This window comes from Rhodoferax ferrireducens (assembly GCF_003347515.1).
Taxonomy (GTDB): Bacteria; Pseudomonadota; Gammaproteobacteria; order Burkholderiales; family Burkholderiaceae_C; genus Rhodoferax.
Genome location: NZ_QEII01000271.1, coordinates 1 through 19,339 on the forward strand (window position 1 = coordinate 1; position 19,339 = coordinate 19,339).

The 19,339-nt window shown below is 60.9% G+C and carries 13 protein-coding genes and 2 pseudogenes; 4 read left to right on the forward strand and 11 right to left on the reverse strand.

What is annotated here, in order from left to right; genetic code table 11:
* Positions 1–69: 69 nt before the first annotated feature.
* The 6 genes from C5P05_RS12715 to C5P05_RS12740 all read right to left on the reverse strand — a co-directional run bounded on the left by C5P05_RS12715 (position 70) and on the right by C5P05_RS12740 (position 6,723).
* Complete coding sequence (locus C5P05_RS12715) at positions 70–1,290, reverse strand: ATP-binding protein (protein ID WP_114970224.1); 1,221 nt, start codon at positions 1,288–1,290, stop codon at positions 70–72.
* Positions 1,291–1,294: 4 nt separating this feature from the next.
* Positions 1,295–1,996 carry a hypothetical protein gene (locus C5P05_RS12720; protein ID WP_114970225.1) on the reverse strand — a complete coding sequence of 234 codons (702 nt, stop codon included), beginning with the start codon at positions 1,994–1,996 and terminating at the stop codon, positions 1,295–1,297.
* Positions 1,989–3,395, reverse strand: a complete 1,407-nt coding sequence (locus tag C5P05_RS12725; protein ID WP_232834471.1) for a hypothetical protein — start codon at positions 3,393–3,395, stop codon at positions 1,989–1,991. Before C5P05_RS12725 ends, C5P05_RS12720 begins: the two co-directional genes overlap by 8 nt.
* Positions 3,396–3,409: 14 nt before the next feature.
* Complete coding sequence (gene fic, locus C5P05_RS12730) at positions 3,410–4,531, reverse strand: protein adenylyltransferase Fic (protein ID WP_114970226.1); 1,122 nt, start codon at positions 4,529–4,531, stop codon at positions 3,410–3,412.
* 349 nt (positions 4,532–4,880) lie between these two features.
* Positions 4,881–5,498, reverse strand: a complete 618-nt coding sequence (locus C5P05_RS12735) for a 2'-5' RNA ligase family protein (protein ID WP_114970227.1) — start codon at positions 5,496–5,498, stop codon at positions 4,881–4,883.
* 301 nt (positions 5,499–5,799) lie between these two features.
* Positions 5,800–6,723: a LysR substrate-binding domain-containing protein gene (locus C5P05_RS12740; RefSeq protein ID WP_114970228.1), complete on the reverse strand. Its 924-nt coding sequence runs from the start codon at positions 6,721–6,723 to the stop codon at positions 5,800–5,802.
* Between the two features lie 35 nt (positions 6,724–6,758).
* On the opposite strand from C5P05_RS12740, the gene C5P05_RS12745 reads away from it, so the two are divergent.
* The 3 genes from C5P05_RS12745 to C5P05_RS12755 are packed head-to-tail and all read left to right on the forward strand — an operon-like array spanning position 6,759 to position 9,904.
* On the forward strand, positions 6,759–7,649 hold the full coding sequence (locus C5P05_RS12745) for an N-formylglutamate amidohydrolase (protein WP_232834472.1): 891 nt from the start codon (positions 6,759–6,761) through the stop codon (positions 7,647–7,649).
* A 13-nt stretch (positions 7,650–7,662) separates the two neighbouring features.
* Positions 7,663–8,670 (forward strand): Bug family tripartite tricarboxylate transporter substrate binding protein, encoded by a 1,008-nt coding sequence (locus tag C5P05_RS12750; RefSeq protein WP_114970230.1) that lies wholly within the window; start codon positions 7,663–7,665, stop codon positions 8,668–8,670.
* A gap of 19 nt (positions 8,671–8,689) precedes the next feature.
* Positions 8,690–9,904 carry a M20 family metallopeptidase gene (locus C5P05_RS12755; RefSeq protein WP_114970231.1) on the forward strand — a complete coding sequence of 405 codons (1,215 nt, stop codon included), beginning with the start codon at positions 8,690–8,692 and terminating at the stop codon, positions 9,902–9,904.
* A 14-nt stretch (positions 9,905–9,918) separates the two neighbouring features.
* On the opposite strand, the pseudogene C5P05_RS12760 reads toward C5P05_RS12755, so the two are convergent.
* Positions 9,919–10,860: pseudogene (locus C5P05_RS12760) on the reverse strand (dihydrolipoyl dehydrogenase family protein); the annotation flags it as partial.
* 461 nt (positions 10,861–11,321) lie between these two features.
* Here C5P05_RS12760 and C5P05_RS12765 point away from each other — a divergent pair.
* Complete coding sequence (locus C5P05_RS12765) at positions 11,322–14,192, forward strand: family 16 glycoside hydrolase (RefSeq protein ID WP_114970232.1); 2,871 nt, start codon at positions 11,322–11,324, stop codon at positions 14,190–14,192.
* 331 nt (positions 14,193–14,523) lie between these two features.
* Here the strand turns inward: C5P05_RS12765 and C5P05_RS12770 are convergent.
* The 4 genes and pseudogenes from C5P05_RS12770 to aceF form a co-directional block, all read right to left on the reverse strand.
* Positions 14,524–14,893: pseudogene (locus C5P05_RS12770) on the reverse strand (IS91 family transposase); the annotation flags it as partial.
* Positions 14,894–15,139: 246 nt separating this feature from the next.
* Positions 15,140–17,002 (reverse strand): dihydrolipoyl dehydrogenase, encoded by a 1,863-nt coding sequence (lpdA, locus tag C5P05_RS12775; protein ID WP_114970233.1) that lies wholly within the window; start codon positions 17,000–17,002, stop codon positions 15,140–15,142.
* Between the two features lie 16 nt (positions 17,003–17,018).
* A complete protein-coding gene (locus C5P05_RS12780; protein WP_114970234.1) occupies positions 17,019–17,603 on the reverse strand; it encodes an MFS transporter in 585 nt (194 codons plus the stop codon).
* 40 nt (positions 17,604–17,643) lie between these two features.
* Complete coding sequence (gene aceF / locus C5P05_RS12785; protein WP_114970235.1) at positions 17,644–19,338, reverse strand: dihydrolipoyllysine-residue acetyltransferase; 1,695 nt, start codon at positions 19,336–19,338, stop codon at positions 17,644–17,646.
* Position 19,339: the final 1 nt, after the last annotated feature.

Here is a 19,339-nt window from a genome sequence, read left to right on the forward strand (position 1 = left end):
CCTGTTCGAGGCTGATGGCAATGGTCTGGCGGTCCTGGTAGTCCAGCTGGCTGTAGCGAGGTTCTGATTTCATGGGCACACCTTAAGGGAAATTAAAGGTGTGTTGCACTTCACTTTTGAGGCCGCTCCTGATAGAACCTGCGCAATTCGCTTCTTTTTTTGCAGCAAATCGCTATGTCGTTCGTTCAGCGTTTGCTCTTGGGACTGCAGTTGTTGCAGATGGCTGTTCAGCGCCTCAGCGTCGCTTTCCTTATCGACCAGAGCCAGCAGCTCAGCTTCGCGTTTGGCCAGTTCTTCCAGCGGGCGCTCGAAGTCGCGCGTGCTGTCGCGCTGGCTGGCGGCGCTGTCGCGCTCCTGCAGCAGGCGGGCTTCTTCAGCCTCGGCCTGGCTGCGCGCCTCCAGCAGGGTCAGCAGCTCGGCGTTCTTTTGCGCGCGCTCGGCCTTGGCCTGTGCGCTCTGGTGGCGTTGGCGGCGGTGTTCGCGGCTGCGCTCGGTCAGCTTTTGCCGCTGGCCGTGCCACTCCAACACAGGCAGCACTTCGGTGGCCAGGCGTTCGCGCTCGTGTACCAGATGCTGCCAGCGCTGGTAATTGGTGACCCTGTTTTGCAGCTCGGCCAGCTGCGCCTTGCTGTGGTCCAGCTCTTTGACGGCCTGCTGCATCTCCCGCGTGAGCTGTTGCTGGTGCTCGCGCGCGGTGTCGTAGTGGTTGAGCACTTCCTGGTCGCCAAACACGTCAAACACCAGGCGCAGCAGTTCCCGCGGGCTGTACTCACACAAGCGGTCGGTTTGGCCCTGCTCCAGCGACAACACTTTGGCAATGGCGGGCGACAGGCCGGCGTCGGACAAGACGCGATTCCAGGCCTCCACGCCCATGGTGCGCAGCTCTTTGTCGGGGCGCTCGGTCAGTTCTTCAATGCTGGCGTCGCCCTCCACCACCATGTAGCGGCGAGCCCAATCGCCGCCATTGCGGTCGATGCGGCAGGCCAGCGTGACCTGATCGCTGTACATGAGCTGGCGCGCGAATGGCCGGCTGGAAGTCTGGCGGGTGCGCGCACGGTTGTCTACTACCGCGCGCAGCCACGCCACGTTGGCGCCCGCATGGCGGGCATAGGTCTTGAAGTCGCGCGGCTGCGAACATTTCAGCCCCAGCAAGGTCCGCATGGCGTCCAGCAAGGTGGTTTTGCCCGAGCCGTTCGGTCCGGCGATGGTGATGATGGAAGCGTCCAGCGGCAAACTCACGCGCTGGCAATAGTCCCAATGCACGAGTTCAAGGTTTTGCAGGTGAAACATGGGATCAGTTCGGTGTCAGGTTGTCGGCGATGGCGGCCGTGGCCGCACTGTTGTCTTGCTCGGCCCGCTGGGCTTGCTCGCGGGCCAGGACATCGGCCAGCGCGCCATTGAGAATGCGTGGCGCGAGGACGTCATAGTCCAGCAGCACATCAAGCAGCGGGCCTTCCCGGATGTCGTCTTGCGCGCGGACGATGAAGCCATGGCGCTCCAGGAGCTTGAGGTTGGCGTCCAGCCGGATGCGTTTACCCAATTGGTTGCCATAGTCTTCCAGCAAGGCCTTGTAAGACAGCACCGGACTGACGCTGCGCGTTTGAGGCAACGGTTTGCTGCTGGCGAACATTTCGTTTTGCGGAACATCCGCCTCCACGCGACTGGCCTGGCGTTCGCGCTTCGGTAAAACGATGAGCGCCCACACCACCACCAGCAAGGCGACCGCATCACGCGGCAAATCCAGGTTGTTGTTGGCGTTGATGCCCGCGTCGCCCAGCACTTGGGCCAAGGGCGCGGGCAAGAGGGTCAAGGTAACGTGGTCGGCATACACGTTGTCCATCCAGCGCAAGCCCACTTGGGCCAGCCTTTGCTCCACAGCCAAAAACAATTCGGCATCGGAGAGTGCTTTTTTGACACGGGGATGGGTACGCGGCAGGTATTTGCGCGTCAGCAATTCTGCAATCAGGTGCGCGGCTTCGTCGGCAATATTAGTCATGGTGTTCGGGGGAAGGTGTGGCGTTGAGATGCTCAAGCTGGCCACTGCTCAAATGGGAAATAGCGGGGTGCGCCAAAGGCGTCAGGACGTTATGCCACTGCAGCCGCCAGGGTTGGCGCGCTAGGTCACCGGTCGCACCCGGCAGGTCTTGGGCCTGGGCATCGCCCAGCAAAGGCAAAAGCTGCGCCTTGTAGGCCACTTGGGCATAGCGCGCAGCCTGGCCATCGGCGTCCGCCAACAAAGCGGCGTGTACTGTGCGCAAAGCCAGACCCTCGGTGTCCGCAGTTGGGCTGTTGTTGATTTGTGCCCATTCGGCCAATAGCGCAGACAAGTCACCCAACTCTTGCGGCAGCGCCACCGCCGTGAGATCGCCCTCCGGCGCGATTTGCGCTGCAGGCAAAGACTCAAAGCGCAAGGCCTCGGGGCGGTCGCGCTCAAACTCGGCCTCGGTCACATCCAGCATTTCGTGCGGCGCCAGCACTGCAAGGGCTACGGGGCGGTGCAATGCCACTTCGGCCAGGCGCTCCAGGTGGGTTTGGGTTTGCAGCCACAGCTTCACATCGGTGCTGGCAATGCCGGTGGTGCCCAGGGTGACGCGCTGGCGATCGACTTGCTGCAAGGCCCGGTTGAATTGGCTGGCCATGGCCAACAAGCGCGATTGCGCCAGGCCCAGCGCGCGCGCCGCCTGCTCCAGGGCCCGCTGCCCCCGCGCATTGCTGATGATGGCAGTGATGGTGTCAGAAGCTTTATCAATCAGTCGCGCAGCCCGGTCATAGCGCTTGCGTGCTTCGCGCAAGCGAAACTCCGAACCGCTGGCAATCGCATCGGCGAATTCATGGTGCAAACGAAGCAGCTGTGCCTGCAACATGTGCACCTGATTGCCCTGCAGTGTGCCCAATTGATCTGCTCCCACGACTTGGCTAAGCAAACCGGCCAATTCATCGTGCACGGGCTGGCCCACGGGGGTGAGCATGGTCGCGATGTGCTGCGCCATGGGGGTGAGCCCATGCTGGCGCAGCGAATCGTCCCAAGTGAGCAAGGCGGCTTCGCGAAAGCGCTTGATCACACTGTCCACTGCTTCTGAACGGACCGCATAAAAAAGCTGGTCCAACTCCTCACGCACCAGGAACGCTTTGCCTTGACCGACCAGGGTGAACAGCATCCACAGCCGCAAGCGCACCAGCCCGGCAGGCCCCTGAAACAGCGAGCGCAAGGCATCAACCAAATCCGCATTGTTTTCAACCTGCCAAGCCACGGGGGAATCCATCAGGGCATCGGTGTCGCGAAAATAATCCGATAACGCCGACTCCCCTTCTGACAGCGTGCTGCGCAAGTTGGGCAGCAGGTCTTTATCCAGAAATCGCTCCACCTCGTCGCGCTTGGTGTTGGGTGTGCTCATGGCCAATATTCTCTTCAGGCGTAAGGGATGAATGCGTTGCCGTCATCGGCCAGCAACTGCATGAGTTTGGGGTGAATAAATAGCTTTTCTTTACCCGCCTGCACTTCGCGCAGGACGCCAATGGCGGTCAGCTCTTTCAGGTAGCGCGAGGCCGACTGACGCTGGGCAATGTTTTTTTCGACCAGGTTGCCAATGCGGCAATAGGGCTGCTCAAAGATCACGTCCACCAGCTCACGGGTGTAGATCTTGGGCAGGCGCTCGCGCACATGGGCGGTAGTGTGCTCGGCCAGCCTGCGGATGGCGGCAATCTTGCCGGTGGTCCACTTGGCGGTTTCTTCCACGGCCTGCAGCATGAAGATGACCCAAGGCTCCCAGTGGCCGGTGCGGGTGGTGTCTAGCAGCAGGCGGTAGTAGTCGGCCTTGTGGGCCATGATGTGGCGACTGAGATAGAGGATAGGCAGCGTCAGCAGCTCAGCCTGAATCAAATACAAAATATTCAGCACCCGGCCCGTGCGGCCGTTGCCGTCTGCAAACGGGTGAATGGCTTCAAACTGGTAGTGGCCCACCGCCATGCGGATAAGGGGGTCCAGATCAGTCTGGTTGTGCAAAAAGCGCTCCCAGTTGGCGAGCAGGTCGCGCAGGCAGGCTTCGCCTTCGGGCGGGGTGTAGATGACCTCGCCCGTGCGGTCATTCATGAGCTGGGTGCCGGGCGTGCGGCGGATGTCCAGGTCGGAGGCCTTGATGGTGCGACAAACTTCAACGGCCGTGGCGGTGCACAACGGACGTGCGGCCAAAGACTGATAACCCAGGTACAGCGCCGTGCGGTAGCGCAGTGCCTCTTTGGTGGCGGCATTGGCCAGGTTGTCGCCACCCTGGGCGTATTGAAACAGCTGGTCGGTGGTGGTAACGATGTTTTCTATTTCCGAGCTGTCTTTGGCTTCGAGCAGCGGAATGGTGTTGATGAGCATCGTCTGGTTGGGAATCAGCTCAGCGGCCTGCTTGAGCTCGGCCAGCGCTGCCCGGGCCGTAATGCACTGCTTGAGCACCAAGCGGGTCTCAAGCTCCACCGCCGGGGGCAGTGGCGGCAATTGGTTCCAGGGTTTGTCAGCGCGCCAAACAGGGCTTGAATCAGTCATGTCGATATTCGTTTATTTTTAGACATGAAGCCAATACATGTCGATGTCAGCGACATGTGGGCAGAACGTGTCTACATTTCTTAATTTAATCGACACATTAAACCACGGAGCAGCGAATGCAAAACAAGGGCTCGCTGCAGCTGGCGCGATGCCCCGCCTGTCGACCGTGGCGGTGGCCAGGCAAGCTGGTAAGCCCCAAAGTGACTATGGATATAAATAAAAAAGACCGCCAACCCTCGTCGAGACAGCGCGACACGCTATCGTTTGTGCAGCAAAAGTGTTACTTGCGTGCTGGCGGCGAATCCGTGCAACTGCCTTGCGCAATCTTCCCCGCGAAGCGAGAGCGCTGTCAGGCGCGCAAGGACCAACGTCCCAGCACCTCATGCACGCCTTTGCCTACATGGCTATTGACAAGGACAAATTCCTTCGCCGTCCAGGTGATGGGCTCAGTGGCGTGTTCGGCAATGGGGTGGCGATCATACAAAACAGTCATATGCGGCGTAAAGCTACGCTTCACAGGTAGGCCCGCATGGCCCATCGCCAGGCCAAGGCTCTGGCGGAACGCCGTGAGTTGGGCAATGCCAGCGCCACCACACAGAACGTAGGTTCTACTGCTCGGAAAACTCATCGCGCGGTCAAAGACCACATCGAATGCAGGTGCCGCCACAGCGTCACCGGCCTCTCGGGCCGTCTTGACCATGTCTGGCGGCAATTCGCCATACCCACCGAGGTCGTGCAGCGTGACGTGCAAGCGATGTGCCAGCAGCGGTTGGCCGACCAGTCCATGCGCGCGCCCCAAATGCGCTGCTTGAATCGCGATGGCCTTGGCAGCGTCGGCGTCCGGAAAAATGGCGAAGAACAAGGTATGGGGCGCCCGCCCGCGCGGAACTTTTGCCGATACTTTTGCCGAAGGTGGGACGCCTGACGGGGCGCCCTCAAACCCGGGCAACGTGGACTGGTCAAACATACAAACTCCTTACATCGAACCCGCGTTTTTGGCGCGAAGAAATAACTATTTTCGCGCTAAAGAAACGTCAATACAACGGCCGTAAGCAATCTCTGCCGCCATGCTGATACGTGAGGTGTTCGGTACCGCCAGGATGGGGTAGGGACAAAGGTAAAAGCAAAGAGCGCGAGTAGACGCAGTGTGAGGCCGACGACGCTACCCGGATGGATTGCCGCGCTTTCGCGCAAGCAATCTTGGGTTCCTGACTACGCGCCGGCGGTAAGTCGGTGCGACTACCGTGCGCCACTTCCACTGCCCAGAATTAGCATGCGCTTGGGGATAAAAGTCCAGTTTTCACCTGCGTTTGCAACCATGCAACAAACGTCTCCACCGCTGGACTTTGAGACTGTGTGCTGCGATAGCAGACATAGTAGCCGCGCCCGGTAGAGACAAGTAAGTTGAACGGCATGACCAATTGCCCTGTCGCCAGCTCGTTTTCTATCAAGCAAGGCTGAATCACCGTGACGCCCATGCCCGCGCATGCGGCGACGATGAGGTTGTTACCAAGGTCAAAGCCGGCACCCAATACCGGTTTAGCGTGACGCAAACCTGCACCGCGCAACCAAACCGCCCAATTGTCCGGGAAGTTGGTGTGGTGCAGCAGAGTCTCGGCCAGCAAATCTTGCGCTGTCTTTAACCTCGCGGCGATGGCGGGGATGCAAACTGGGGCCATCTCCTTGCCCAACAAATACTCAGCCTGATAGCCACGCGGCCACGCTTTGGGGCGTTTGACGTCTATCCAAACATCCACATCGTCGCGCCTGAAGTCTTCATCATGATGAAACTGCCGTAATTCCACCGCTATATCTGGGTATGCAGATTGAAATTGGGCCAAACGCGGCATCAGCCAGCGCGTGCCCAAGGTGGGAATCAAGCTGAGGCGCAGCTTGCTTTTGGACGCCACCATCGCCTTGTTCCCGCTGGTGAAGTGCGCCATCGCTTCCTCCAAGCCCGCCACATGCGTCTCAACCAGAGATTGAAACGCACGCCCGCGCGCTGTCGGCGTTACGCCAGCGGCTGTGCGGTCAAACAGATTGCATTCCAGCCGCTGCTCCAACCGCTGCACAGCCCGACTCACCGCAGCCTGCGTGACGAAAAGCACAAGCGCCGCGCGGCTAAAACTACCTAGCTGGCAAACAGCCAAAAACGCGTGCAGCTCAGGCAAAGAAGGTGATTTGAACTTCATTGGACTATTACATCATGTTATGACCCAGGATCAAAATGTCGTTTGTCCACGGGCTTTCATGTGAATACAGTCAATACATGGTCAAAATAGAACTACCCAAACTACTACATGCGCCCAACATTCCCTTGGTCTGCGACTCGCCCCATAGTGGCACGCATTACCCTGCCGACTTCAATTACGCCGTTGATTTGGCAGACCTGCGTAAATGCGAGGACACCCACGTTGAAAAGTTGTGGGAAGGCGTGCCAGCCGTCGGCGGAACACTGGTACACGCCACGTTCCCACGCAGTTATATCGACACCAACCGAACCGAGCACGATATTGATGTGACGATGCTGGCTATCGACTGGCCGGGTCGCGCCGAACCGTCGCCACGTTGTATTCAACTGGGCAACGGCCTGGTGTTTAGCAAAACAACAACGCTGCAGAATATCTATCAAAGGCAACTTTCCGTTGATGAGGTGCAGCACCGCATCAATTCCTGCTGGCGACCCTACCGCGAAGCGTTAACCCAGGCGTTAGCAGCAGCAAGCCAGCAGCACAACAAGCGCTGGCACTTGAACCTGCATTCCATGCCCAGCAATGCCTATGAGCGCCTGGGTTTGCCAAAGGGCAAGGTCTTGGCGGACGTGGTGTTGGGCGATTTGCATGGCGCGGCGTGCAGCCCCGAAGTTACAGATGTTGTTGCAGAGGCATTCAAACGACATGGATACACGGTCTCTGTCAACGACCCGTATGCAGGCATGGATTTGATTCGCCAGCACGGCAACCCATCACGGGGGCATAACAGTCTGCAGATTGAGCTGAACCGTGCGTTGTACTTGAACGAACAAACACGCGAACCACTGCTTCGATTTAGCCAGATCCAAAATGATCTGTCACAGATACTGGCAACCCTTGCCACCTATATTCGTCAACAACTTTAATCCCGGAGCAAGCATGATCTCAAGTAGCCAACAACACCCAAATCGCCGTCAATTTCTAGGCACAGCAAGTGCGGTCGCTGGTGCCATCGCCTTGCCAACTTATGCGCAAGAAGCCAAATACCCCAGCAAAACCATCACATTGGTTGTGCCGTTTCCGGCGGGCGGATCGGTTGACGTTGCAGGCCGTGCGATTGGCGAGAGGTTAAGCAAGGTTTTAGGTCAAGCCGTGATCATCGACAACAAAGGCGGCGCAGGTGGCGCGATTGGTAGCACCTTTGCGGCCAAAGCTAAACCCGATGGCTATACCTTGGTGGTTACATCGCAATCGTCGCACGTCGCCAATCCCGCCTTCACGCCCAACCTGCCTTACGATGCGATCAAAGATTTCGCCCCCATCACGCTGATTGAACGCCTGCCCAATGTGCTGCTGATCAACCCCGCGCTTCCAGTTAAAAACATGGCTGAGTTTGTGGCCTACGCCAAAGCCAACCCGGGCAAGCTGAACTACGCTTCTTCTGGCAATGGCTCCATGCTGCAACTGAACATGGAGTTATTGAAGTCTCAATACGGCATCTTCTTGACCCATATTCCTTACCGTGTCGCAGGTACGACGTTGACCGACTTGATGTCTGGCCAGGTGCACGCCATGTTCACCAACATACAAGCCAGCAATGTCAGCTTCGTCAAGCAAGACAAACTGCGTGCACTGGCGGTGGCATCACCCATGAGATCGGCTTTATTGCCTGATGTTCCTACGTTTGGCGAACTCAAACAACCGGAATTGAATATGACCTCATGGACAGGTCTAGCCGCACCTGCCGGTACACCGGAACCGATTGTTCAGCAACTTTATGAAGCAGTGCGCACCATCTTGCAAGACCCCAGCACCATAGCCGCATGGAAGCAGCGTGGCGCCATCGTGCCAGAGGCGGTGCGGCCCGCAGAGTACAAAAAAGAAATCGCGGATCGAATCGCCTTCTACAAGAAACTCGTTAAAACCAATAATCTCTCAGCGGAGTAAAAGGTATGAAGGAGTGCGCATGAATACCGTCCAAGCCCAAGCCGCCATCGACTGGCTGGCCGATCAACGCCCCGCGATGCAAGCGGCCCTGGCGACGCTGGTCAATATTGACTCCAGCAGCCACGACAAGGCCGGCACGGACCGCGTGGCCCAAGCCATGGCGGGCTGGTTGCAAGCGGCCGGCGTGGAGGCCGAGCACCGGGGTGACCCGGCCCAGGGCGATGTCCTGCTGGCGCGCCTGCCCGGAGCGCAACCCACGGCCGCGCCCGTGGTCCTGATGGGGCACCGTGATACGGTGTTTCCGACCGGCACCGTGACGCAGCGTCCCTGGCGCGTCGAAGGCGAGCGCGGCTATGGGCCCGGCGTGTCCGACATGAAGTCCGGCTTGGTGCTGCAATGTTTTGTGCTGATGGCGCTGCAAAAACTCCCCCTCTTGCCCTTCCCGGTGCTGGGCCTGTTCACGGCCGACGAGGAAATCGGCTCCCAAAACGGGCGCTTGGCCATCGAGGCGCATGCGCGTGGCGCGCGAGCCGTTTTCAATTCAGAGCCGGGCCGCGTCAGCGGCAATCTGGTGACCGAGCGCAAGGGTGGCGCGACCTTTCAGATCGATGTCAAGGGGCGTGCTGCCCACGCCGGCATGAACCATGCGGACGGCGCCAGTGCCATCGAGGCGCTGGCGCGTACAGTGCAGGCCTTGCACGCCTTGACAGACTACACGACCGGCATCACCACCAATGTGGGCTTGATCAGCGGCGGCATGTCCAGCAACACGGTGGCACCGACTGCGCAGGCCACGCTGGACGTACGCTTTCGCACGCTGGCCGAACGTGAAGCTGTTTTCGCAAAAATCCACGCACTTGCTGAGGTAACCGGCGTGCCGGAACCCCAAGTCAGCATCACGCAAACCTCGGAGTCATTGCCGCTGGAGCCCGAAGCAAGCCAGGACTTGATGCAGCGTTACCACGCCAGTGCGGCTGAGGTCGGGTTTGACGTGGCGGGTGAAGCCACAGGCGGCTGCTCAGACGCCGGGTTCACGGCGTCGCTGGGCATTCCTACGCTGTGCGGGGTCGGCCCGGTCGGGGCCAAAGCGCATACCGACGCGGAATACTGCTGCCTCGACACACTGGTGCCGCGTGCGCAAGCGCTGCTCAAAACCATTCTGGGATTGGAGGAAAAACAGCCACCAGCCCTCACGGAATCAGCGCGGAAAGCTACTGAATTTGTAGCGTATTAGGTGGCTTCCCGGCGTTACTTGCGCGCTGGCGGTAAATCCGTGCAGCTACCGTGCGCGACTTCCGCCGCCATGCCGATGCTCTCGCCCAGCGTCGGATGCGGGTGAATCGTCTTGCCGATATCGACGGCGTCGGCGCCCATCTCGATGGCCAGCGCGATCTCGCCAATCATGTCGCCGGCATGCGTGCCAACCATGCCGCCGCCCAGGATCTTGCCGTGGCAGTGGGCCTCGGGTGAATCGTCAAACAGCAGTTTGGTGACGCCTTCGTCGCGGCCATTGGCGATGGCGCGGCCGGAGGCGGTCCAGGGGAACAGGCCCTTCTTGACCTTGATGCCTTGCGCCTTGGCCTGGTCTTCGGTAAGGCCAACCCAGGCCACTTCGGGGTCGGTGTAGGCGACGCTTGGAATCACGCGGGCGTTGAAGGCGGCTGCGGCCAGTTCCTTGTTGCCTTGCAGTTCGCCGGCAATCACTTCGGCTGCGACATGCGCTTCATGCACGGCCTTGTGCGCCAGCATCGGCTGGCCGACGATGTCGCCAATGGCGAAGATGTGGGGCACGTTGGTGCGCATCTGGATATCGACGTTGATAAAGCCGCGCTCGGTCACGGCGACGCCGGCCTTCTCGGCGGCGATTTTCTTGCCGTTCGGTGTGCGGCCCACCGCTTGCAGCACCAGGTCGTACAGCTGCGGTGCCGGGGCGGTTCCGCCCTCTTCTGCCGCCGCGAACGTCACCTCAATGCCTTCGGGGGTGGCCTTCGCGCCCACGGTTTTGGTCTTGAGCATGATGTTGTCAAAACGCGGGGTGTTCATCTTTTGCCAGATCTTGACCAAGTCACGGTCGGCGCCCTGCATCAGGCCGTCCAGCATTTCGACCACGTCCAGGCGGGCGCCCAGCGTGCTGTAGACCGTGCCCATTTCCAGGCCGATGATGCCGCCGCCCAGGATCAGCATGCGCTTGAGCGCCACCATCGTGCCGTGTCGCGCTACCCGTGGGCCCTGCTACCGGCGCGGATAGACGAGGCCTTCCCGCTGCTGTGCCAGATCTGCCACGGACAGATACGGACCATCGCCTTCGTCAACGACTCCGGGTCGGTGGACCGAATACTCGATCAGCGTACGCTTGGTGACGAGTGATTTCCGCCCGCCACATGAGATCCTTGCGCGCCCCGGGGGCAGCGCTGGATTGATGATGCGACACTGGGAATTTTCCGGCACTACCGGTGTGAGTGCGGGCAAACGTTGGGCGGCTTTACGGGGGCAGTTCAGGAAAACTGGTATTGACTAGTTTTCGTCCGCCCAGGATACTCCGCTCACGCGGTTGGGTTGAAATCCCTAGCCCTCCGACCGCCAGGCGCTTCGCCCAGCCGCCACATGTCGTGGCCCCAAACCATGCACGTCGCGCTTACAGAGGAACCGTCATGCCCTTGAACAGCCTTGTCGACTCGGGAATTCGCCTGCCGCCACCGGATATCCAGAGAACCACGTTCTCTATCGACGGACTGGCACGGTTAACGTGCAATACGTGGGAGGAAATCCTCGGCGCGCAAGCCGGCAGCGAGTTCGATGTCGTCATCGTCGGCTCCGGCATGTACGGCGCCTACGCGGCGGCGAAGCTATTCGAGTTAGGCCGGAGAATGGAACGGGAGCTGGATGCGCCGCGCGTCCTCGTGCTGGAGTCGGGCCCGTTCCTCATCACCGAGCACATCCAGAACATCGCTCGACGGGATTCCGGTCTCGGTGCCACGGTCGCCGAAGACCTCGTCGACCCGGGCCAGACGAACGAGCCTTCGCTGGTCAAGCATTCGCGGTGCGTCGGCGGCAAGTCGATGTTCTGGGGCGGATGGGCCCCGCGTTACCAGGCGGAGGACATGCAACGGGTCGATGCGGCCGGCGATCGGCTCTGGCCGCAGGAGGTAGAGACCTACCTTTTCCAGACCGGTTACCGCGGTGGCTATGAGTACAGCGAGAAGGAGATCGGCGCCTATCCGGTTCAGGATTTCATCAAGGGACCGCTGTACGACGCCTTGAAGGCGATTGCCGAGAACGTCGTCACCAGCGCTGCGGTGCCGTCGCTGAAGGTGGTCGTGCCGCCGCCGATCGCCGTCCAGGGAGAGGCGCCCGGCTCGGGTTTGTTCAGTTTCGACAAGTACAGCAGTGTCTCGTTGCTACACGACTCGCTGCGCGAGGACGCCGAGATCAGCAATGGCGACGATGCGGCGCGCAGATTGTTCCTCGTACCGTGCTCGGAGGTTCTCCGTCTGGAAACCGTCAATGGCCGCGTGCAGCAGATCGTCGTCGCGCTGGCGGATCCGGCGGCCCCGCGCGACAAGTCAAGGGCGCGCGTGGTGCGCCTGAATCTCAAGTCGAGCGCGATGATCGTGCTGGCCGGCAACACGATCAACTCGACGCGCCTGGCGCTGAACTCCTTTCCACGCCCGGCGCCGTTGAATGTGAACGGCGAGCTGATGGGGCGCAATTTGATGTTCCACTCGCGCAGCAATTTCGTCTGGCGCGTCAAGCGCAGCGCGATGGGTCTGCCGCCGCCGGACCCGGCCAACATCACCACGGCAGCGCTGCACATCACCGGGTCCGCGGCGACAACCGGAAGCGGCGTGGGCCAATTCCACCTGCAGTTCTATGCCGCGCCCAGCATGGATGCGCCGATGTTTCCCGGAGCCGGCAAGGACCCGGAGCGTTTCCTCTATCAGATGGCGCCGAACATCGAAGACGTCGAGTCGATCCGGGAGGCGCAGACCGGTCTGGGCAACGACCGCGTTGCCATCGGCATCCGCACCGTCGGCGAGACCTTCGGCGATCGCGTGAGTCCTATCGCGAGCAATCTCGCGGTGAGCTGGATGAACGTCAGTCCGTTCGGCGGCTCCGGCGATGATGTCTATTTCGAAAGCGGCAATGCACTGCGCATTCCCAAGGCTTATGTGCACCTCGTGAAGACGAGTGACGATGATGACGTGCAGGCGGTGCAGGATGCGGCGGCTGTGGCCCTAATCAACGCGATGGCCAACGTGCCGGCAGGCGGCGGGGGACCGGCCCCGGCACCGGCCTTCGAAGTGATCGCCCAGGTGCCCGTCAACGTCATCCCGATCAACACTTATCGGACCGAGAACACAACCGCCGGTCGCATGTTCGTCGGCAGTTTCGGCGGACAGTTCCGGGTGGTAGACGGGACGTGCACGCACGAAGGCTGCTTCGTCAGTTGGTTCGCTGGCCAGAACCAATTCGATTGCCCCTGCCACGCGGCGCGCTTTGCTGCCGACGGCATGAACATCTCGGGGCCACCTCAGAGACCGCTGGACAAGCCCGGTTTCCGGATCCAGGGCGCCAACCTCGAAATCCTGCGTCCGATTTCCACCGAGCCAGTCGGGATTGTCAGCGGCGGATCGGACGGCATCGGCACCAGTTATCACGAAGCGGGCACCCTGTGGCTGGGCACGGATTTCACGAAATCCGTGACGGACGTGAATGGGCGTTTCCACCATGTCACCAACGCGTATTGCATCGATCAATCGATCTTTCCCTCGGTCGGTTCGGCCAATCCCGTGCTGACCGGGATTTCGCTATCGCGCAAGATCGCCCAATCGATGATCGATCGCTACGTGTCCGCCGACAACGCCGCGCCGGAAGCCGGATTTACCAGCTTGTATACGGGAAACTTCGCCGCCGATGGCTGGCAGATGGTGCCGGGAGGCGGCCAGAATTTCTTTGACGTGGCCGATGCGGATCACCCGGTGCTCGGCGTAGGCGTGGACAACCCGGTCGCCTCCTTGGGTGTGCTGCGGTACTCGGTCAAGACGTTCAAGGATTTCATCCTGAAACTCGATTGGAAGGCGTATGACGTCGCGGCCAATTCAGGCATCTTCCTGCGCATGCCCACCACGCCACTCGTTCTCGACGGCGGCTTCTATGACTCGACGATCGAAGTGCAGATCGACGAACACGGGTACGACGCCGGCACCAATGTCTACGGTTCCCCTTTGCACAAGACGGGCGCGGTTTACGAGGTATTCCCCGCCCGACTGTGGGCCGCAAAGGTTGTGCACCCCCGCGGTTCAGGCCGAACCACCTTCTGGAATAGCTGCGAGATCACGCTGCAAGGCACAAGCATCGAAGTCAAGCTGAACGGGCTGCCAGTTTCCAAGGGAGAGTTCCCGAACCTGTTGACTGCAAACGCGCCGAGTCTGGGCAAGACAAAACGGGATGAAGGCTTCATCGGGCTTCAGTGCCACACCGAGGTCGTACAGTTTCGCAACATCCGCATCAAAGAACTCTGAGCCCGATGCAGGAGCGCGCGCTTCAAATGCAACGCTGAAGACCATTGACTGCTCCGCGCCCGACCGGGACGGCAATGCCGGCAATCACCTGGCCGGGTTGATCGATGCACCGCTCAGCAGTGTGTTCATCGGCACCGGCGCGGCAGGGTTGGTCCGGGCGACTCGCGGCACCATTCTGTTCCCGCCATCAGGCGATCCAGCCCAGTTCCTCATCGGGATGTATTTGATTGGCGCTGCCGCAACGGGCACGTTCACCCCTAAAAAGCCCTGCCACCGGGTACGCTAGTCGCAGGACTACCCCGCAGCGAGTCTGAATCGCCGCTTGTGCCCCTCACCAATTGACGCGCTGATCAACCTCGTAGTCGGGTGCCGGTTGCGCAGCCAGATCCCAGTCCGGCTCGATTTGCGCCCCGTCGTCCACCTGCGCGTCACAGTCATCCCACAGCGGTGGCCCGCGTGTGGGGGATATGCGCGAGGGCTGGGAGTCGACACCGATGTGGTCCAGAAATCTTCCTGATTTGTGTGCCCTCAGCAATGAACGCGATCAGGCGCATCTGCCCACCGCACATCGGACACAGCAGCGGAAAAACCTCGTAGATGCGTGCGATCAAAACGGCCCACAGGTAGTGCGCCGGTGAGCGCTTGGGCGGCGCGGGCTCGGGCTGGATTTGGACAGTTTTGCCCACTGGCGCCACCGGTGCTGATGCGAATGTGGCTTTGCCTGCGACTACGCTGTGGTTATCGGCGAGTGACTGGCTAGTGGTGATCAGAGCTTCGGTATTGCCAGCACTCTATAGGCCTAGTAACTCCACAACCGGTCAGCGAGTTCTCGGGCTGCCAATGCCTCGTGCTACGCCAGCAGACGATGTTGAGAGCATCCCCCGCAAAGAGCAAAAAGCCCGGACGGTTTCCCGTCCGGGCTTTTGTCTTGTCAGAGTTAAGTCTACTTACTTGCGCGCCGGCGGCAAATCCGTGCAACTGCCGTGCGCGACTTCCGCCGCCATGCCGATGCTCTCACCCAGCGTCGGATGCGGATGAATGGTCTTGCCGATATCGACGGCGTCGGCGCCCATCTCGATGGCCAGCGCGATCTCGCCGATCATGTCGCCGGCGTGGGTGCCGACCATGCCGCCGCCCAGGATCTTGCCGTGGCCATGCGCTTCCGGCGAATCATCAAACAGCAGTTTGGTGACGCCTTCGTCGCGACCATTGGCGATGGCGCGGCCGGACGCGGTCCAGGGGAACAGGCCCTTCTTGACCTTGATGCCTTGCGCCTTGGCCTGGTCTTCGGTGAGGCCGACCCAGGCCACTTCGGGGTCGGTGTAGGCCACGCTTGGGATCACGCGAGCATTGAAGGCGGCTGCCGCCAGTTCCTTGTTGCCTTGCAGTTCGCCGGCAATCACTTCGGCCGCCACATGGGCTTCGTGCACCGCCTTGTGCGCCAGCATCGGCTGGCCGACGATGTCGCCGATGGCGAAGATATGCGGCACGTTGGTGCGCATCTGGATATCGACGTTGATGAAGCCACGGTCCGTCACGGCGACGCCGGCTTTCTCGGCGGCGATCTTCTTGCCGTTCGGTGTGCGGCCCACGGCTTGCAACACCAGGTCGTAAGTCTGCGGCGCTGGCGCGGTGCCGCCCTCCTCCGCTGGCGCAAACGTCACCTCGATGCCTTCGGGCGTGGCTTTGGCGCCGACGGTTTTGGTCTTGAGCATGATGTTGTCAAAACGCGGCGCGTTCATCTTCTGCCAGATCTTGACCAGGTCGCGGTCGGCGCCCTGCATCAGGCCGTCCAGCATTTCGACCACGTCCAGGCGTGCGCCCAGCGTGCTGTAGACCGTGCCCATTTCCAGGCCGATGATGCCGCCGCCCAAAATCAGCATGCGCTTGGGGACTTCTTTCAGTTCCAGTGCGCCGGTCGAATCCACCACGCGCGGATCGTTCGGCATGAAGGGCAGGCGCACGGCTTGACTGCCGGCGGCGATGATGCACTTCTTGAAGGCAATGGTCTGGCTCTTGCCGGTTTTCTCCTGGGCCGTGCCCGTGGTTTCTTCCACCCGCACATGGTTGGCGCCGACGAACGCGCCGTAGCCGCGCACCACCGTGACCTTGCGCATCTTGGCCATGGCCGCCAGGCCGCCGGTGAGCTTGGTGACGACTTTTTGCTTGTGGCCGCGCAGCGTGTCCACGTTGACCTTGGGCGCACCAAAGTCAACGCCGAGTGCCGCCATGTGACTGACTTCGTCGATAACAGCCGCCACATGCAGCAGCGCCTTGCTCGGGATGCAACCCACGTTCAGGCACACGCCACCGAGTGCTGCGTAACGTTCGACCAGGATGACTTTCAGGCCGAGATCAGCAGCGCGGAAGGCGGCCGAATAGCCGCCGGGGCCGGCGCCGAGCACCAGCAAATCGCAGTCCAGATCGGCGGTGCCGGCAAAGCTGGCGGCGGCAGGCGCCGCTGAAGCCGCCACAGCCGGCGCCGGAGTTGCTACCGTTTGCGTAGCTGCTTGCGCAGGAGCTGCGGGGGCTGCAGCCTGTTTTTTCTCCGAAACTGGCGCAGCGGCCTCGCCCGCCGCCTCCAGCACCAGAACCACAGAGCCTTCTTTGACCTTGTCGCCCAGCTTGACCTTGAGCTCTTTCACCACGCCGCCGTGGCTGGAGGGGATCTCCATGGAGGCTTTGTCGCTCTCCACGGTGATCAGGCTCTGCTCGGGCTGGATGGTGTCGCCTACTTTGACCATGAGTTCGATGACGGTGACTTCAGCGAAGTCGCCGATATCCGGTACTTTGATGTCTATGGATGCCATGTGGTGTCTCTCTTTATTACTTCTTCAACTTGACCGTGAACACTTCAATCGGTCCGGCGGAATTTTTGTCAAATTCGCAGCCGGCGTGAACGCCGATGCTGGCCAGTTCGCGCGCCGTCTTGGCGCTGCCCCAGCTTGCGTGCATGGCGCCCAGCGCAAAGCCGCGCCCGGAGCCAATGCCCCAGAATTCATTGAATTCAAACACTTCGCGGTAGCTGTACAGGCCATAAATGCCGGTGGCATTCGCAATCAGCACGCTGAACTGGCTGGACTCGTAGGGGTCGTTGTCGTCTTCCTTGGTCTGCAGGAAAAACGTTTCCTTCAGCAGCGGGTGCAGCCGGGTGAACGTGTCAAACACTTCGTCCTTGCTGCCCAGCTTGAGCTGGTCCTTGGGCAGGGCCGTCATGGCCTTGCGCAGCACCGGAAAGTGCGCCACGGTACCGGCCACGCCCACATAGCTCGGGCCCGCCGGCGTATCCACCTTGAACAGCTTGCTATTGGGCTCAAACCGGTGACTCAGGCGGGTATCGCCAAAAGTCACCAGCGTGTCCGCCGCGATGGCCACTTGCCCGGCCTTCTTGACAACGACAACGGTGGTCACTCCGAGCGCTCCGACAGCGGGTAAGAAACCGTCGGGTTCGTCATAGCAGGACCCGGCGGAAGTCGCCCAGGATCTGGCCCAGATAAACGTTGAAGCGCGCCGCCGCGGCCCCGTCGATCACGCGGTGATCCCAGGTCAGGCTCAGCGGCAACATCAGGCGCGGCTGGAAGGCCTTGCCATCCCACACCGGCTGGATGGTCGATTTGCAGACCCCCAGAATCGCCACCTCGGGTGCATTGATGATGGGCGTGAAATAACGCCCGCCAATGCCGCCCAGGCTGGAAATGGTGAAGGAGGCGCCCGACATTTCGGCCGGACTCAGCTTGCCATCGCGTGCCTTTTTGGCCAGCTCGCCCATCTCGATCGAGATTTGCATAATGCCTTTTTTGTCGGCATCCTTGATCACCGGCACCATCAGGCCATTGGGCGTATCGGCGGCAAAACCGATGTGGAAGTACTGCTTGTAAATCAGCGCATCGCCGTCGAGCGAGCTGTTGAACTCGGGAAACTTCTTGAGCGCCGCCACGCAGGCCTTGATCAGGAAGGCCAGCATGGTGACCTTGACGCCCGACTTCTCGTTTTCCTTGTTGGTGGAAACGCGGAAGGCTTCCAGGTCGGTGATGTCGCAGTCGTCATGGTTGGTGACGGCCGGAATCATGATGGCGTTGCGCAACAGGTTGGCGCCGCTGATCTTCTTGATGCGCGACATCTCCTTGCGCTCGGTCGGACCGAACTTGGTGAAATCCACCTTTGGCCACGGAATCAGGCCCAGGCCCGCACCGTCGTTGCCGCCTGCAGCGCTCTTGGACTGAGCGCTGGCGGCCAGCGTTTGAATGGCACCGCTCATCACGGAACGGGTGAACGATTGCACGTCGGCGTCGGTGATGCGACCTTTGAGGCCACTACCTTTAACCTCGTTCAAAGGCACACCGAGCTCGCGGGCGAACTTGCGCACGGAGGGCGAGGCATGGGGCAGACCCAGCGGCGCCGCGCCAGGAGTGTGGGCGGGAACCGTCTGCGCAGCGGCCGTGGGGGCGGATGCAGCAGCGGCAGCCGGGGCCGCCGCCACGGCGGCACCTGCCTGTGCAGCTGCTGCAACAGGCGCAGCCGGTGCCGAGGCAGCCGCAGGTGCTGCGCCTTCCAGAATCGCCAGCAAGTCGCCAATATTGACCTTGTCGCCAACCTTGATCTTGAGTTCCTTGAGCACACCGGCGGCACTGGACGGGATCTCCATCGCCGCCTTGTCGGACTCGACCGTGACCAAAGACTGCTCCACGCGGATGTTGTCGCCCGGCTTGACCATGATCTCGATCACGGCTACGTCCTTGAAGTCGCCAATGTCGGGCACGCGCACCTCGATCGGGCCACTACTGGCCGCTACGGAAGTAGTAGCTGCCTGCGCAGAAGCGACGGGGGCTGCAGCCTGTTTTTTCTCTGAAACAGGTGCGACAGGCGCCGCTGCAGCAGGCGCTGGCGTGGCAGCCGCCCCAGCCGCATCCGCCACTTCCAGCATCAGCACCAGGGAGCCTTCTTTCACCTTGTCGCCCAAGCCCACCCGGAGTTCCTTGACCACGCCGGCATGGCTGGACGGAATTTCCATGGAGGCTTTATCGGACTCGACGGTGATCAGGGACTGCTCGGCTTTCACCGTGTCGCCTGGTTTGACCATCAACTCAATCACGGTCACTTCGGCGAAGTCGCCGATATCCGGCACTTTGATTTCTATTAAAGACATG